The organism is Streptomyces sp. NBC_01481 (assembly GCF_026339995.1).
Taxonomy (GTDB): Bacteria; Actinomycetota; Actinomycetes; order Streptomycetales; family Streptomycetaceae; genus Streptomyces.
Map to the genome: position 1 here is coordinate 517,760 of NZ_JAPEPT010000003.1, position 16,679 is coordinate 534,438.

Sequence of the window (16,679 nt, forward strand, 5' to 3'; positions counted from 1 at the left end):
CTACACCGTCCCGCCGAGCCGGTGCAGTACGGCGTCGAGCAGGCCGTCGGCGTCCAGGTCGACGCCGCCCTTGCGCAGGAAGACGGCGTTCAGCAGCTGGTCGGTGGCGAGTTCACCGCGGGCCCGCCGTGCCAGGAAGGCGCGCAGCAGCTCGTCGACGCCGGGTAGATCCGCCGATCCCAGGTGGGCGCGGACGATGGCGAGCAGCCTGTCCGGGTCCGGTTCCGGCAGAGCGAGCCGTACGCACCGGCGCAGAAACGCGGGCGGGAAGTCGCGTTCGCCGTTGCTGGTGATGACGACGACCGGGAATTCCGAGCAGCGCACCCGGCCACTGACCACCTCCGTCCAGGACTCGGGGTCGGCCGTCATCACCTGGACCGAGGCCTGGTCCTCGGGCAGCCGGGCCAGCTCGGGGATCTCGAACTCACCCTCCTCGAAGACGTTCAGCAGATCGTTGGGGAGATCGACGTCCCCCTTGTCGAGTTCGTCGACGAGCAGAACCCGTGGGCGTGGGCCGGGAACCAGCGCCGTACCGAGCGCTCCCAGCCGCACGTACGAGCCGACGTCCAGCTCTCCGGAGACCTCGCCGGCCTCGTTGCGGAGGTTCGACTCACGCAGCCGGCCGATCGCGTCGTAGTGGTAGAGGGCGTCCTGCAGGGCGGCCCGGCTGTTGACCGGCCAGTTCAGCACCCGGCCGAGCCGCAGTTCGTGCGCGATCGCGTACGCCAGGGACGACTTGCCCGTGCCTGGCCGGCCCGTCACCAGCAGGGGGCGGCGCAGATGCAGCGCGGCGTTGACGATATCGGCTTCGGCCTGCCCGATCAGATACGGGAGCGGGCGCGGCGTGCTCGCCGAGACCGAGGAGTTGTTGTCGAAGCGGCGCCACGGCGGAGCCTCGGGGAAGTCGACCGTACGCGCCTGCCCGTCGCCGCGGAACAGCCTCCAGTCGCCGTTGCCCTGGTGGTCCTGTGCGGGGTTCATCGGATGTCCGCTCCTTCCGCGGGGTCAAGCAGTTCGAGCCCACCGGGCAGTGGCAGCTCCGTGTTCTCCCACACGAGTGAGGGCCGGGCGGGCGACGGGACGCTCGCGCCGTACTGCTCGGCTCTGAAGTGCTGGATGCGCTCGGGGAGTTGGTGCAGCGGTCCGGAGGGTGCGATGCCGTCGAGCCGGTCGGCGTGCTCGTGGCTCTGGGCCGCCCGGTCCCACAGCACCACGGGGACGCCGAGGGCCAGACAGAGCTGGAGCAGCGCCTCCCGCGGGGCGGGCGGGCCGTGCAGCACGACCTGCGCGGTGTCCCGGTGGCTGGTCTCCAGCAGTGCGTACACCTTCTCCGGCGACGCACAGTTCTCGTCGACGACGAGCGGCCCGGTGTGCGCGCTCTCCCAGCGGCGACGCAGCTCGGCCTCGCGGCGCGGGGCGCGGGCGCTCACCTCGGGGCAGCGCAGCGCGATACGGAACTTCACCCCGAGCGGGATCCGCGGCAGGAACTCCACCGAACTGGCCGCCTCCCACTCGTCGAAGGGCAGTTGCAGCCCGTCACGGTCGACGACGATGTCGACATGGGTGACGCCCTGACCGCCGTCGTCCCGGGCGGTCTCGGCCGCCTCACGGATCAGCCGGGCGATCTCGGCCCCGCTGCGCGGCTCGTCCGCGGTCACGAGCGAGGCCGTGGCACCGTCCTGGCGCACTTCCCACAGCGCGCAGGCGTACCGGTCGGGCGGACCGGAGATCTCGGCGACCAGACGGACGACGGGGGAGGGGCGGTACGCGGCCCAGGCCGTGGCATCCGCACGGCGCAGCTGCAAGGCGGCCGGATGGCAGCCGAGCCGTGCCGCGACCCGCTCCGACCAGGCGTGAAGGGCCGCGCGCACCGGCGGCGCGGTGGCCGCGGCCGCATACTCGACGAGCGTGAGCAGGGCGGGCACCGGCGAGATGCCGTCCGCGGGCCGCCCGCCGTCGCGGTACGCCTCCAGCTCCGTCACCGCCGCATCCAGGTCGCGCGGATCCAGCCTGGCGCCGCTCAGCGACCGGGGAGGGGCGATGTACCGCAGTGCCTCGCGTGCCGCCCGCGGCAGCAGCGCGGCGTCCGCGACGACAGCCGGTCGCAACTCCCGTAATAACGACCGGTGTTCGTCGAGGGAGAGCAGCCGCGCCGTACCGGTCAGCCTGCCCAGCGCGAGCAGCCGGTCGAGCCCGGCGCGCGCGTGGCCGTCCTGGAGGGTGGGGGCGAGCGACTCGCTGAGCGAGGCGAGTGCGCGTTCCTCGGAGGCGAGCAACTGCGCCAACTCCTCCACGGCCGGGGCGGATTCCCCGGGCGGGGGCTCGTATCCGAACAGGGCGGCCAGGGTGCGGGCGTGCTGCGCCCGGCGCGCCGGATCGCCGAGCAGTGACCACAGCTCGGCGGCGAAGCCGGCGGCCGTGGAGCCGTCTGCGCACGCCGCCGTGCCGTACCGTCCACGCACCGCGCACTCGGCGACGGTGTCGGCCGCCCCCGCCCGCTCCAGCTCGTCCCGGATCGCCTGCCACGGCACGGCCCAGCTGCGCCGCACCGTCGCCTGCGGGCTCATCGGCCCCTCGCCGGGCATCACATGGGCCACGACCAGACCCACCACCGTCGCGTCCTCGGTCGCCCACAGCGGCCCGCCGCTGAAACCGGGCCCGATCGCGGCGCCGGACAGCTGCCCGTCCAGATAGCCGAACCGGCCTTCCTGGAGCTTCACTTCGGTGTCGGCGAACGCGATGGCCTCTCCGCCGCCGTGCCACGCCCGCAGCCTCTGCCCCTCGGCCATGTCGCGCCAGACGACAGGGCTGAGCCACTGCGGCGCGGGCTCTTCGAGTTCCAGTACGGCGAGATCGCCCTGCCAGACCATCGCGGACGCGCCCCACTGCGGCGGCACCCACACCACGAGCCTGGCCGTGCGGTGCTGGGCCGCGCCGGGCCCGTGGAAGGCCAGGTGCAGCGCGTCGTCGGCGGGCGGGGCCGTGGTGTACAGCTCGCGGCCCAGCGCGTCGTTGACGACATGGGCGCAGGTCACCACACGGCGGGCGGAGAGCAGTGCGGCGCCGCCCGCCGCCGTCTTCGCGCCGCCGTGCAGCACGGAGACGCGGGGCGCGGCGGCGGCCGCCGGCCTTCTGAACCAGCCCATCAGTTCCGCGGTGTCCCACTCTGCCAGGTAGCCGAAATGCTCATAGTGGCCTTGCCGTTAGCCCCGACGATGCCCAGCTTCAGATCCTGGCCGATCTCGACGCCGAACGCGACGGTGATCTCCTGCGGCGGGTTCTCGGACGCCGACACCGCGCCGTGGACCTCGTCGAGCAGCGGACCGAGCGGGCGCAGCGCCGTACGCAGCGCGTCAGCGGCCAGCGCCGCCGCCCGGCCGGGGCCGCTCGCCACCGGCCTGGCCGCACCGAAGCCCTCCGGCAGATCGGCAGTGCCGGTGCCCTGAGACGGTACGGCGAGCGGCTCTCCGGCCCCCGACAGCTCCAGGCGCACCTGCGAACCGTCCGACAGCGCAAGCTCCATGTACTCAGGCATCTGGCCATTGTGCCGATCAAGCACCCCCGGCGGCAGCCGTTTCGCGTCAACTCGCGGAGAACGCCGCCAACCGCACCGTACGCTCCGCCAGTTCGCTGATCCGTACGCCGTCGAATCCGAACACCGCTGTACGCAGCCGGTCTTCCAGAGGCTCCGTCCACTGCGCGGGGATGGCGGCCGCTCCGCTCAGCACACCCGCCACCGAGCCCGCCGTCGCCCCGTTGGAGTCGGTGTCAAGGCCGCCGCGGACCGTGAGGGCGATGGTGGCGGTGAAGTCGCCCGCGCCGTACAGCAGTCCGGCCGTGATGACGGCGGCGTTCGGAACGGTGTGGATCCAGCCCAGGCCGCCCGTCTCGTCGGCCAGTTCGCCGAGCGTGTCGGACCAGGACGTCCCGGAGGCGTGCAGGGCCACGGTGTGGCGCACCGCGCGCGCGAGCCGGCAGCCCGCGGGGATACGTTCCAGAGCCGCCTCGACCGCATCGCGCGGGATGTTCGCGGTGAACGCGGCGGCGATCAGGGCCGCCGCCCACATCGCCCCGTACACGCCATTGCCCGTGTGCGAGAGGACCGCGTCGCGGCGGGCGAGCGCGGCGGCTCGGTGCGGGTCGCCGGGACAGGTCCAGCCGAAGATGTCGGCGCGGATGAGCGCGCCGATCCACTCCTGGTAGGGATTGTCGCGCGTGGCGCTGACCGGAGGCTTGAGACCGTTCGCGAGATTGCGGTACGTGGCCCGCTCGGCGGTGAACGTCTGCAGAAACGGCAGATGCAGCAGCCATGCCTCGCCCACCTGCTCAGTGGTGAATCCGAAACCGTGGCTCTCCAGCAGATGCAGCCCGAGGACCGTGTAGTCCACGTCGTCATCCCGGCAACTGCCGTGGATCCGGCCCCGTACGCACTCACGCCACTCGGGACGCAGCTCGAATTCGCCGGGCAGCGCGTCCGCCGGCGGCCCGGGCAGGTAGTCGGTGAGCGGGAGCGCGTCGGTGCGGCGCAGATACCGGTCGATGCGGTCGCGGGTCCAGTAGTCGCCACGCTCGACGGGCTTGCCGAGCATGTTGCCGGCGACCCGGCCCAGCCAGCCGCCGAGAATCCGGTCGGCGAGGTCGACCTGCTGTTGGCCCATACGTCCGGTTTACCGAATCGGCGCCGGGTCCGCGCGGCAGTGCCCCGGTATGGTCCGAAATATCAAGCCATGATGAGGTGGCAGACCGTCTGAACGTCCGGATAGGGTCGGGGCGGCGCGACTGCCTGTTCGAAAGCAAGGGATAGCAAGGTGACGAACGGAGCAGTTACTCAGTCCGCGCGTGTGCTCGTCGCGGCTGACAAGTTCAAGGGCTCGCTCACGGCCGTACAGGTCGCGGAACGGGTCACCGCAGGTCTCCAGCGGGTCGTACCCGGTCTGGCGGTCGAGACCCTGCCCGTCGCGGACGGCGGCGACGGCACGGTCGCCGCGGCGGTGGCGGCCGGGTTCGAACGACGCGAGGTCCCGGTGACCGGGCCGCTCGGCGAACCACTCACCGCGGCGTACGCCCTGCGGGAGGGCACCGCGGTCGTGGAGATGGCGGAGGCCTCCGGGCTCCAGCACCTCCCCGACGGGGTCTTCGCGCCGCTCACCTCGACGACGTACGGCTCCGGCGAGCTGCTGCGCGCCGCGCTCGACGCGGGAGCCCGGACGATCGTCTTCGGCGTCGGCGGCAGCGCGACCACGGACGGCGGCGCGGGCATGCTCGCCGCACTCGGCGCGCGCTTCCTGGACGCGGACGGCGAGCCGGTCGGCCCCGGCGGCGGCGGCCTCCGCGACCTCGCGTCCGCGGACCTGTCCGGCCTCGACCCCCGGCTCAAGGACGTCGAGCTGGTCCTCGCCAGCGACGTCGACAACCCGCTGACGGGGCCGAAGGGCGCGCCCGCGGTGTACGGCCCGCAGAAGGGCGCGACCCCGGAGGACGTCGCCACACTGGACGCGGCGCTGACCCACTACGCGTCCATCCTCGGCCCCGAGCAGGCCCAGCTCCCCGGCGCGGGGGCGGCGGGCGGCATCGGTTACGGCGCGCTGGTCGCCCTCGGGGCGAGCTTCCGGCCCGGCATTGAGGTCATGCTCGACGTGCTCGGCTTCGCGGCCGCGCTGTCCCGGGCGACTTTGGTGATCACCGGCGAGGGCTCCCTCGACGAACAGACCCTTCACGGCAAGGCCCCCGCGGGCGTCGCCGCGGCGGCCCGCGCCCGGAACATCGAGGTCGTCGCGGTCTGCGGCCGCCTGACGCTGCCGCCCGAGGCGCTGGGCCGGGCGGGGATCCGCAGGGCGTATCCCCTGACGGCGCTGGAACCGGACCCACGGAAGTGCATGGCGGAGGCGGGGCCGCTGCTGGAGCGGGTGGCGGAGGGTATTGCGCGGGATTTCCTGCGGTAGGGGGTTGTCCCCCATGGGTGGTTTCGCGGGCGAACCCCGGCGGCCCGGGGACCCGCTTGGGCGTCGGGCTTCGTGGCGCGGGGGTTTGTTCCCCCACCACGCCCCTTCCCGAAACTGGGGCGAGGCCCCCAGACCCCCGGGGAGGGGGGAGGAACGTGGGGGCTGGCGCCCCCACACCCCCGGGGCGCCGGCTTCCCGGCGCGCCGCGCCCGTCACCCGCACTGCGCCGGCTGCGCGGCGCAGGCCTCCGGGTCCCCGAGGGGGAGGGGGACGTGGGGGCTGGCGCCCCACACCCCCCGAGCGCCAGCTTCGCGGCGCAAGCCGGGCATCCGCTTCCCGCGGCGCGAGCAAAGCACCCGCGTCTCCGCGGTGCGGGGACCGAGAAGCGTCATCCCGCAAGGGGGCCGCGGAGCGGGTGGAGTCGGGACGTAGAGCGTGATTTGTGGCGCGGGGACGCCCGCGCCCCTAGGTACGGCTGAGACGCGCCGTAAATCATGCAGTCCCGGCTCCACCCCGGAGCGGACCCCAGGCGCCCACCCCGCGGCGCCGGGCAACCCCGTGACCCGCACCCCGGACGCCCCGCGGCACCGGGCAACCCCGCGACCCGCACCCCAAACGCCCCGCGGCACCGGGCAACCCCGCGACCCGCACCCCAAACGCCCCGCGGCACCGGGCAACCCCGCGACCCGCACCCCAAACGCCCCGCGGCACCGGGCAACCCCACACCCCGCACCCCGGACGGCCGCGCCCACCCTCACCCCAGCCGAAACGCGTCCAGCGCCAGCGTCATTTCGATCAGGTCTCGCGGGCGGCCCAGGGATCTCGACGTCAGTTGTTCCAGGCGGCGCAGGCGGTTGAACACCGTGTTCCGGTGGCAGTACAGCCGCGTCGCCGCCCGGCCCGCCGAGCCCCCGCACTCCAGCCACGCGTCCAGCGTCTCCAGCAGCAACGCCCTGTCCGCCGGGTCCAGGTCCAGCAGGGGGCCGAAGACATCCGCGATCAGGCGGGCCGCCAGTTCCGGCTGGCTCACCACCAGGGCCGTGGGGAGGTGTTCGTCCAGGCGCACGATCCCGCGCGCGTCCGGGCCGCACGTGCGCAGGGCCGTCTCCGCCAGGCGTCGCGCCAGGCCCAGGTCGGCCAGGCCCGGCACCACCGGGCTGATCCCGCCGGGGCCCTGGCAGCGCCGGTGCAGAACAGCGGACAGCTCCGCCAGCCCCACCCCCGCCTCCAGCGCGACCACCGCGATCTCGTAGTCCGTACGCATCCGCCAGAAGAACCGCAGCCCCTCTGCCATCGCGACCCGGCGGAACGGCTCGCGCCCCGCCGCGCGCTCCACCCGGACCACGACCACCGCGTACCGCCCCTGTTCCGGCAGGTCCAGGCCCGCCGCCGCGCTCGATGCCAGGCCGGGCGTGGAGCGGCCCTCCAGGAGCGCGTCCAGCAGCGCCTGGACCCGCTCGTCGCTGCGCCGCTGCATCTCCTGCTCGGTGTCGCGGTACGCGTCCGCGACCGTGGAGGCCTGCCGGTCCACGCCCGCCCACACGTCGGATGCCAGATGCACCAGCACAGGCAGTGCGTCCGGGTTCTTGTCGGTGACGATCTCCAGGAGCTCGTCCCAGACGAGATAGCCCGCGTGCCGGTACGCGTACAGGACGAGGTCGAGCGGGAGCCCCTGCTCGGCGCGCTGCCGGCCGAGCTGTTCCGCGTACAGCAGGTCCCGCCGCGGCGCCGAACGCGATGCGGCCAGCGCCTCGATGCCGTACCGCATCGCCTCGTTGATCTGCTGCCAGTGCTCGTCCCGCGGCACGGCGAGATCGAACTGCGGTGAATGGGCCTGAAGTTCGTCGATGAGCAGGTCCGTCAGTCCGGGCACGCGCTCCAGCAGCACCTTGGAGGCGCTCACCAGGACGGACCACTCATGCTCGGTGCGTGCTCTGTGGCCACCCATGACCGGAGGATGCCAGCCCTTGTGCCGGTGCACAATGCGCGCGCCGCACCGCTGGTCATGCGCAGCGATTCGAGCATACCGCCTGGACGGTACGCCCGGCCGGTGCTGGTGTGTGCCCCCACAGGGCAATTTCGAACAAGCCCGGAAAGGGGGTCCACATGGCTGCCACGTCGCTCGAAGTGCGTGCGCTGTCCGTCGGCTACGGGCCGGTACGGGCACTGCGGGACGTCTCAATCGATGTGCCCGAGGGCGCGATCGTCGCCGTCCTCGGCGGCAACGGTGCCGGCAAATCGACCCTGCTGCGCTCCGTCTCCCGCACCCTCGGCTTTCAGCGTGGCCGCGTCACGTCCGGCAGCATCAGCTACGACGGCCGTCCGCTGGAAGGGCTGAGCGCGGCCGCGGTCGTCGCCGCGGGCGTCGTCCAGGTCCCGGAGGGACGGCAAGTCTTCGCGCGGATGACCGTCGCCGACAATCTGCGGGCGGGCGCACTGGGCGCGACCGGCGGGCGCCGCTCCGGCGCCGAGGCTCTCGCCCGGGTGCATGAGCTCTTCCCCGTCCTCGCCGACCGCGCGCACCAGCGTGCCGGACTGCTGTCGGGCGGCGAACAGCAAATGCTGGCGATGGGACGGGCGTTGATGGCCCGGCCACGGCTTCTGCTGCTCGACGAGCCGTCGCTCGGCCTCGCCCCGCTCATGGCGGCGCGCATCGCTGAGACCGTGCAGGAGATCAACGCCGCCGGTACATCGGTCCTGCTGGTCGAGCAGAACGCGGCGATCGCGCTGCGGCTGGCCTCGACGGCGTACGTACTCGACGTCGGCGAGGTCGCCCTCTCGGGCCCGGCGGACGAGCTCGCCTCCTCGGACGAGGTACGCCGCCGCTACCTGGGCGTCGTCGACGAGACGGCTGCGGCCGACGCCGTCAGCGCGGAAGCGGCGGCGCCGACGCTGAGCAGGTGGTCGGCATGAGCGCACCCCGTACCGACCTGGAAGGCGCGGCGACACCCCCCGCCCCCGCCGTCCCCGCCCTGACCGTCACCGATCTCACCGTCCGCTTCGCCGGGCTCACGGCCCTCGACTCCGCCTCCTTCACCGTCGCACCCGGCAGTGTCCACGCCCTCATCGGCCCCAACGGCGCCGGCAAGTCCACCACGTTCAACGTCCTGTCGGGCGTCTACCGGGCCACCTCCGGCAGTGTCCGCTTCGGCGGGAGGGAGCTCACCGGGCTCCCTCCCGACCGCATCGCAGCCCTCGGCATCGCCCGTACCTTCCAGAACCTCGCGCTCCCGCCGCACGCCACCGTCGCCGACAGCCTGCTGCTCGGCAGGCACCGGCTCACCCGCGCAGGGTTCCTCGCCGCCGGGCTGCGGCTGCCGTCCGCCGCCCGCGAGGCCCGTCAACATCTGGACCGGGTACGGGAGATCGCGGAGTTCACCGGACTCGGCGGCGATCTGGACCGGCTCGCGGGAGCACTCCCGTACGGCAAGCAGAAGCTCGTCGAACTCGGCCGCGCCCTGTGCATGGAACCCCGGCTGCTGCTCCTCGACGAGCCCGTCGCCGGGATGACCGCGGACGAGCGGCGGCAGACGGCCTCCGTCATCGCGGGCGTACGAGACAGCCTCGGCATATCCATCGTGCTCGTCGAACACGACATGGGGGTGGTGATGCGGCTCGCGGACGCCGTGACCGTACTCGACTTCGGGCGCCGGATCGCCGACGGCAGCCCCGCCCAGGTACAGAGCGACCCGGCCGTCGTACAGGCCTATCTCGGAACGGAGGCGCAGGCATGACGACCTTCGTCGAACTACTCCTCGGCGGAGCTCTCCATCGGCTCCGTCTACGCGCTGATCGCGCTCGGCTTCGTCGTCATCTTCAAGGCCACCGAAGTCGTCAACTTCGCCCACGCGTCCCTGCTGCTCGCGGGCGGCTATGTCACCGCCGTACTCCACGACGACATCGGCTTCTGGGCCGCGCTCGCCGTCGGCATCGCGCTGAGCGGCCGCTGCTGGTCCGGCGCGGCCGGGAAGCCAAGTACCTCGTCGTGCGCCGCCGCCGGGGCTCCCGTACGGCAGCGTCCTGGCCATCGTCACCATCGGCGTCGACATTCTCCTGACCACCGAACTCACCCGCCGTATCGGCACGGACGTCCTCGCGCTCGGTGACCCGTGGGGGGATCGCGTCGTCACCATCGGGGACATCACCATCGCGCAGACCCGCATCGCCGCCTTCGTTGCGGCGGCCCTGCTCATCACCGTGTTCCTGCTCGCGTTCCGGTACACCTCGTGGGGCGTGTCGATGCGCGCGGCGGCCGAGAATCCGGAGACCGCGGCGCTGATGGGGGTACGCCTGGGCCGGGTCTCGCTCGCCGCCTGGGCGGTCGCGGGCGCGCTCGCCGCGGTCGCCGCCCTCTTCCTCACCGTCTTCCCGACGCCGGGGCTCGAACGCGCCACCTCGCTCGCCGCACTCAAGGCCTTCCCGGCGGCGATCCTCGGCGGGCTCGACTCCACGCACCGGCGCGCTCGCGGGAGGTCTGATCGTCGGCGTCACCGAGTCGTTCGCCACCGGCTACCAGGACGAACTGTCCTTCCTGGGCCGGGGGATCGGCGATCTCGCGCCGTATCGACGGTGATCGCGCGCTTTCGTCGTGCTGTACTCCAGGCCCGCCGGTCTCTTCGGTACTGAAGGAGCGCTGCCGATGGCTATCGCGACGCTGAAGACGCCCGAGGCGAGACGTGACGAGCGAGGCCTTTCGAGCGTGCGAGCCAGCCGCAGGGCGTACGTGAAGAATCCGGGCACACCGCACCTCGGATCGCGGCGCAACGTCCTGCTCCTCGCGCTGCCCTTCCATCTCGACCGCTCTTCTGGCTGCAAGCCGACTCTTCCAGCGAAATGGCCGCCTCGCGATCCGGCGCAGATCGGCATCAACACCTCCTCTGCCGGTGCCACCGGACGGCTGCAATCCATGAGGTGGCGGCCGCGCCTGTGCTCACTCGCAGGCGGGCGCGTGCGGCCAGCTGCCGTCCTGGCGGGCGAGAGCGGAGTCGAGAACGGCCACCGCCTCACTGGCCTCGGCCTACCGACCTGGCTCGCCGCAGTACTCGCGGTGCTCGTCGCGGGCGCGGCAGGCGGCCTGTTCAGCCCCATCGCGGGGCGGCTGCGCGGCGCGTATCTCGGCATCGCCACGCTCGCGCTGATCTTCATCGGCCAGCACGTCCTCTTCAACGCCCGTGACCTGACAGGAGGGTTCAACGGCCGGGCCGTGCCACCCCTCTCGCTCTTCGGCATCGACTTCGACGACAGCGAGACGGTCATCGCAGCCGTCCCCTTCCAGTCCGCCGAGAAGCTCTGGTACGTGGCACTGCTCGCCCTCATCGGCTGCGGCCTCTTCGCCCGCGGAGTGCTACGGGGCCGCCCCGGCCGCGCCATGAACGCCATCCGGGACCATCGCATCGCCGCGGGCGTCATGGGCGTACCGGTCGCCCGCTACCGGGCCGCCGTCTTCGTCCTGTCCTCGATGTACGCGGGACTCGCCGGCGTACTGATCGCCCTGGTCTTCCAACGCACCGTCCCCGAGTACTTCGGCGTGATCCTGTCCCTCGAATTCCTCGCCATGATCGTGATCGGGGGCCTCGGCACGGTCGCCGGCGCCGTCGTCGGCGCGGTCTTCGTCTCCCTGCTGCCCCAGATCCTCACCCACTACAGCGACACCCTCCCGCTGGTCTCCGCCCCCGGCACCGGCGGCGTCGCACCCGGGGAGGCATCGCGCTACCTGTACGGCGCCGCGGTCGTCGCGGTCGTCCTTTTCCTGCCCGGCGGACTCACCCGTCTCATCACCTCACGCAAGACCCCACGGGAGTAGACATGAAGCCACGTCTGTACCTGGCGGCGCTGGCCGCCGCCCTGACCCTGACCAGCTCCGCCCTCGCCGGATGCAGCTCGAAGGCCACCGAAGGCGGCGGTGACGAGAAGGACGCCGGAGGTGTGAAGACCGGCGAAGGCGTCACGGCCAAGACCATCAACCTGGGCGTGCTCACCGACATGACCGGCGTCTACGCCTCGCTCGGCAAGAGCGTCACCCAGGCGCAGCAGCTGTGGGCGAAGCAGACCAACGCTGCCGGCGGCATCTGCGGCCGCAGCATCGAACTGACCATCCGCGACCACGGCTACGACCCGCAGAAGGCCGTCGCCGGGTACACCGAACTCGAACCGAAGGTGCTCGGCTTCTCGCAGTTCATCGGCTCGCCCTTCGTCGCCGCGGTCAAGGGCCGCATCGACGGCCAGGACAAGGCACTCGTGGTGCCCCAGGCCTGGTCGGCATCGCTGCTGGGCAGCCCGTACATCCGGGTCGTGGGAGCGACGTACGACATCGAGACGATCAACGCCGTCGACTATCTCCTCAGCCAGAAGCGCATAGCCAAGGGCGACAAGATCGGCCACGTCTACTTCGAGGGCGACTTCGGAGAGAACGCGCTGAAGGGCTCCAAGTACGCGGCGCAGCAGGCCGGTCTGACCGTCGTCGAGCAGAAGATCAAGCCGACCGACAACGACATGTCCGCGCAGGTCGCGGCGCTCAAGAAGGCGGGCGTCAAGGCGGTCCTGATCAGCGCCGGGCCGCGCCAGGCGGCCTCGCTGGTCGGCGTCGCCGCGGCGGGCGGGTTCAACGTCCCGATGGTCGGCAACAACTCGGCCTTCGCTCCGCAGCTGTTGGGCACCCCGGCTGCGCCCGCGTTGACGAAGGACTACTACGTCGCCGCCTCCACCCTCCCCATCGGCGACCCGGGCGCGGGTCCGGCGAAGCTGGCGAAGGAGTACAAGGCCGCGTACCCCAAGGACGGCCTCGACAACGGGGTGGTCGCCGGATACACGGCAGCGAGCGTCTACGGCGAGGTGCTGAAGAAGGCCTGCGCGGCCAAGGACCTGACGCGGGAGGGTATCGACAAGGCACTGCTCACCATCTCCTCGTACGACAACGGCTTCGGCATCACGAACAACTTCTCCGACCCCGCGGCACCGTCGACGCGGCAGAGCCTGATCATGAAGCCGGACCTCAAGGTGCCGGGCGGTCTGAAGGTGGTGCGGCCCGCGACCGCCGCGAAGGCGGCGGAGTCGTACAAGGCGGGTGGCTGAGGGGAGTGTCCTCAGTCGCCGGACAGGCTGAACATGAGGCTCCCGGCGATTGAGGCTCGGGGTGGACGCCTAGGGTCGTGGCGTGTGGATACGTGACGCCCGTCCCGATGAGGCCGACGCCCTGACCGCTCTGGTCCTGCGCTCCAAAGCGCACTGGGGCTACGACGAGGCATTCCTGGCGGCGTGCCGCGACGAACTCGCCATCCGGGCGGGGGAGTTGGTGGCACGCCGCATCGTCGTCGCCGAGAACGACACTGCAGTGCTCGGCGTCGCGTCTCTGGAGGGCGAGGCACCCGACGGTGAGCTGGGCCTGCTGTTCGTCGAACCCTGGGCGATCGGCGGCGGAGTCGGCAGGACCCTCTACGCGTATGTCCTCGACGCCGCACGGCAGTTGGGCTTCAAGCGGCTGGCCATCGACGCCGACCGGAACGCCGAGCCCTTCTACCGGGCGATGGGCGCACGCCCCGTCCCGGAAGCCGGGCGGGAGCTGCCGCGCCTGGAGGTGACGCTGACCCCGCGCGCCGACTGGGCGCAGGCCTGGACGGACGGGCGGCGGGCGGTGCATCTGGGCAATGTCGCGGAGTTCCAGGGCCAGTTGGGGGAAGTGACGGACGAGGCGCGGCGGGCGGCCGACCACTACGCCTGCTTGGCCGCCTTCGCGAGCCCGCACCCGGCGGCGCTCGTTCTGCCCGGGTCCGTACCCGGCGGGTGGATCACCATGGTGGCCCGGCAGCTGTGCTGGGGCCAGGTAGAGGTGTACGCCGACCTCACCGGCCCCGATGTACTGGCTCGCCCCGCCCTGGTACGGAATCTGCGCGCGCTCGGTCTGCCCTTCGTGCCCTGGGGCCACACCGAGGCGTCCGGCGAGCTCTCCGGACGCCGACTCCCGCCGGACGCCCTGCGCTACGAGTCCAAACGGGCCTCCCACACCCTCTTCCGGCAGCTCGCCCCCGAGCATCCCGCCATCGTGGTGCCCGAGCGGTGGACGCCCGCCACCCGCCGTGAGGCGGCCCGGCTGATCGCCGCAAGGGCCCGCGCCGGTGCGGCCACCGTCGTCAAGACCGAGCACGGCGCCGGAGGTTCGGGTACCCGCGTGGTGACGGACCGCGTCCGGGCGGGCTCTCTGCCGAGGGGCCCGCTGCTGCTCGAGGAGTATGTGGCGGGTGACGGGACGACGGGCGATCCGACGTACGACGGGCTGATCGACGCCCAGGGTCAGGTGCACGATGTGGGCGTCGCGGCGATGGACGTCGAGGGCACGGTCTACCGCGGGGCGACCGTGGGCCCCGGAGCCGTACCGGACGACCTTGCCGCGCATGCCCTGCGGTTCGGCCACGCCGTGGGCCGGGAGCTCGCCGCGAGCGGATACCGCGGCTGGTTCGACGTCGACTTCGTGACCGGCCCCGGGGGGCGGCTCGCCCCGACCGAGACCAATCTGCGCCTCACGGGCCCCTCGGCCGCGTTCATGGTGAAACTGCGCCTCGATGAGCTCCGCGGTGGCGACCATCTCGTACGGTCACTGGACCGCGTACCGCTCGGCGCACGCCTTCCCGCGCCCGAACTGATCGCATTTCTACGGGATTTGACGGAGCGGTGCGCCGGGATCGACGCGGTTCTCGTCCCGTCGATCCCCACGGCGGGCTATGAGCCCGATCCGTACGTTGGTGTGCTCATCGCGGCGTGTACGTCAGAGCGGCTGGATGCGGCCGAGGCTTTGGTGCGCGCCGCGAGTCGCGACCTGGGCCGGATCTTCCCTGATCACTTCTGGTCCTCCGGATCGGACTTCAGCGCTCCCCACACGGCCCAGGTCGCCACCACACCCGCCGCGATCATCAGCGGCACATTGAAGGTGTAGACGAGCGCCGCCTGCCGTGGCCAGTCCTGCTTGGCCGCCAGCCGGTACAGATTGTCCTGCGGCCACCAGGAGGCGAGCAGATAGACGATGGCCAGATGGGCCGCGGTCGTCAGTCCCTTCGGTCTGCCCAGGCTCGGCATCAGCCTCCGCCCGCCGATCAGGAATCCCACTCCGGCCGCGAAGGCCAGGCTCTCGGCGACGTACAGGCCGCGGAAGAACCATGCCCAGGGGTCGGGCACCAGGGACAGATCGGTGGAGCCGGGCCAGATGGTGTCGGTGAAGAAGAACGACATGATCGCGACCGGGAACGCCATGGCCCAGCCGGCGACAACCCGGTCCTCGGCCGTGAGCGGAACGCCGCCACCCTTGCTGCCGGCCGACCTGCTCGTGGCGGACCGGATCGGCGGGCGCACCAGCGCCTTGCGGTCCACCTTCCCCGCGCTGTTGCGCGGCAGCGACGTGATCGGCACCACCGTGCGCGGGATGTCCGCGGCCGGTACAACGCCGGTCAGATGGCTCCGTAAGGCCTCTGCCCCCGGCGACGCACTCCTCGGGGCCGGCAGGACATAAGCGATCAGCCGCCCGCCGTCCTCCCCGACGACCGCCTCGCCGACCCGCGGATGCCCGGCCAGCGCAGCCTCGACCCGGTAGGTGTCGACGGTTCGTCCAGCGACCTTGACCCGGTGTGCCATCCGGCCTCGGAACTCCAGCGGTCCCTCGCCCTCCTGCCGCCCGAGATCCCCGGTGGGCACGGCGTCACCGCCGCCGGGCGGCGTCAGCCAGATCTGCCCCTTGCGGACCTGTGCCTTGCAGCCCGGGAACGGTCGTCCGAGATAGGCGTGGCGCTCGGGATAGTTCACCGGACCGCCGAGCTGACCGGTCTCGAACCAGGTGCCGCATCCCGCGACCTCCGTCGGACCGTACACATTGATCAGTCGCGCGCCGGGGGCGAGCCGCCGCTCCAGCCGCACCTGCTCGTCGAGCCGCAGTTGTTCACCGCCCACCGCGACCAGCCGCAGCCCCGAGACGTTGCGGGCGTCGTCGAGCAGCCGCGCCACCGTCAGCGGATCGGTGTCGGCGACGGTGAAGGCCTCGCGCCGGGACAGCACCAGCGTCGCGCCGGAGCCGAGGACCCGTATCCAACCGGCGGCGAACTCGGTGGTGTCCGGCGCCGCGGTGACGAGCACCCGGCCCTCGGCGTCGAGCTGGTAGACCTCGGCCCAGGCGTCGTACGCGGCCCTCAGCCGCTCGTGCGAGATGCCCACCGGGCGGCGCACACCTGTGGTCCCGGCCGTGAGCAGCACGCCGGCTCGCCAGCCCGTGGCGGGGGGCTCGTCGAACGGTTCGCCTGAGTGAGCCCCGATGGCCGCGGCGTCGCCGTCCAGAGTGATGACGGGCCGGTCGTTGCCGTCGTCGATCCGGGCCAGGTGTCGCTGATGAGTGATGACGGCCCGCGCATCGGCGACGACCGGGTGTGCCTTCTGGTCGGGCCCGACGACGGCATAGGCACCGCCCGCCTTGAGCACGGCCAAAACGGCGACAAGCACATCCGGGGTGCGCAAGGTGCGGATGGCGACCAGATGTCCGGTCGGCAGACGGACGGTCTCGGCAAGATGCCGGGCCAGCCGGTTGGCCCTGGCGTCCAGCTGCTGATAGGTCAGCCGGGTGCGGTCGGTGATCACGGCGGTACGGTCCGGCTCGGTCCGTACCCTGTCTTCGAACAGCTGGTGAAGCGTTCCCCCTGACATGGCCGTCGATCATTCCAGAAGGGACGGCACATGACGAGGGCCCGGATGCAGATCGCATCCGGG

Annotated in this window: 12 protein-coding genes and 1 pseudogene; 7 read left to right on the forward strand and 6 right to left on the reverse strand. The window is 72.2% G+C overall.

The genetic code is table 11. The features are described 5' to 3' along the window. Genes OOK40_RS18865 through OOK40_RS18880 form a run of 4 tightly spaced genes read right to left on the reverse strand, consistent with a single transcriptional unit; the run spans nt 1 to nt 4,658 of the window. The gene (locus OOK40_RS18865) at nt 1–981 is read right to left on the reverse strand and encodes a MoxR family ATPase (protein WP_266482957.1); all 981 of its coding nucleotides are present in this window, start codon (nt 979–981) and stop codon (nt 1–3) included. Next, a complete protein-coding gene (locus OOK40_RS18870) occupies nt 978–3,146 on the reverse strand; it encodes a trypsin-like peptidase domain-containing protein (RefSeq protein WP_266482959.1) in 2,169 nt (722 codons plus the stop codon). Before OOK40_RS18870 ends, OOK40_RS18865 begins: the two co-directional genes overlap by 4 nt. Beyond that, entirely contained in the window at nt 3,146–3,535 is a 390-nt protein-coding gene (locus OOK40_RS18875; protein ID WP_266482961.1) for a CU044_2847 family protein, read from the reverse strand. Before OOK40_RS18875 ends, OOK40_RS18870 begins: the two co-directional genes overlap by 1 nt. A gap of 46 nt (nt 3,536–3,581) precedes the next feature. Continuing rightward, complete coding sequence (locus tag OOK40_RS18880) at nt 3,582–4,658, reverse strand: ADP-ribosylglycohydrolase family protein (protein ID WP_266482963.1); 1,077 nt, start codon at nt 4,656–4,658, stop codon at nt 3,582–3,584. A gap of 150 nt (nt 4,659–4,808) precedes the next feature. Here OOK40_RS18880 and OOK40_RS18885 point away from each other — a divergent pair, with 150 nt between their 5' ends. Further along, nucleotides 4,809–5,942, forward strand: a complete 1,134-nt coding sequence (locus OOK40_RS18885) for a glycerate kinase (protein ID WP_266482965.1) — start codon at nt 4,809–4,811, stop codon at nt 5,940–5,942. A gap of 754 nt (nt 5,943–6,696) precedes the next feature. Here OOK40_RS18885 and OOK40_RS18890 read toward each other — a convergent pair. Continuing rightward, on the reverse strand, nt 6,697–7,890 hold the full coding sequence (locus OOK40_RS18890; protein WP_266482968.1) for a CdaR family transcriptional regulator: 1,194 nt from the start codon (nt 7,888–7,890) through the stop codon (nt 6,697–6,699). Nucleotides 7,891–8,048: 158 nt separating this feature from the next. Here OOK40_RS18890 and OOK40_RS18895 point away from each other — a divergent pair, with 158 nt between their 5' ends. The 6 genes and pseudogenes from OOK40_RS18895 (at nt 8,049) to OOK40_RS35295 (ending at nt 14,868) form a co-directional block, all read left to right on the forward strand. Beyond that, nucleotides 8,049–8,855, forward strand: a complete 807-nt coding sequence (locus tag OOK40_RS18895) for an ABC transporter ATP-binding protein (RefSeq protein ID WP_266482971.1) — start codon at nt 8,049–8,051, stop codon at nt 8,853–8,855. Further along, entirely contained in the window at nt 8,852–9,676 is an 825-nt protein-coding gene (locus OOK40_RS18900) for an ABC transporter ATP-binding protein (RefSeq protein ID WP_266482973.1), read from the forward strand. The genes OOK40_RS18895 and OOK40_RS18900 overlap by 4 nt, the downstream gene beginning before the upstream one ends. Continuing rightward, nucleotides 9,673–10,506 (forward strand): annotated as a pseudogene (locus OOK40_RS18905) (branched-chain amino acid ABC transporter permease); the annotation flags it as partial. The gene OOK40_RS18900 and the pseudogene OOK40_RS18905, both read left to right, overlap by 4 nt. Before the next feature lie 75 nt (nt 10,507–10,581). Then, a complete protein-coding gene (locus tag OOK40_RS18910; RefSeq protein WP_266482975.1) occupies nt 10,582–11,745 on the forward strand; it encodes a branched-chain amino acid ABC transporter permease in 1,164 nt (387 codons plus the stop codon). A gap of 2 nt (nt 11,746–11,747) precedes the next feature. Further along, complete coding sequence (locus tag OOK40_RS18915; protein ID WP_266482977.1) at nt 11,748–13,013, forward strand: ABC transporter substrate-binding protein; 1,266 nt, start codon at nt 11,748–11,750, stop codon at nt 13,011–13,013. An 82-nt stretch (nt 13,014–13,095) separates the two neighbouring features. Continuing rightward, the gene (locus OOK40_RS35295; protein ID WP_323136075.1) at nt 13,096–14,868 is read left to right on the forward strand and encodes a GNAT family N-acetyltransferase; all 1,773 of its coding nucleotides are present in this window, start codon (nt 13,096–13,098) and stop codon (nt 14,866–14,868) included. Here OOK40_RS35295 and OOK40_RS18925 read toward each other — a convergent pair. Continuing rightward, entirely contained in the window at nt 14,772–16,616 is a 1,845-nt protein-coding gene (locus OOK40_RS18925) for an AMP-binding protein (RefSeq protein ID WP_266482979.1), read from the reverse strand. The genes OOK40_RS35295 and OOK40_RS18925 overlap by 97 nt on opposite strands. Nucleotides 16,617–16,679: the final 63 nt, after the last annotated feature.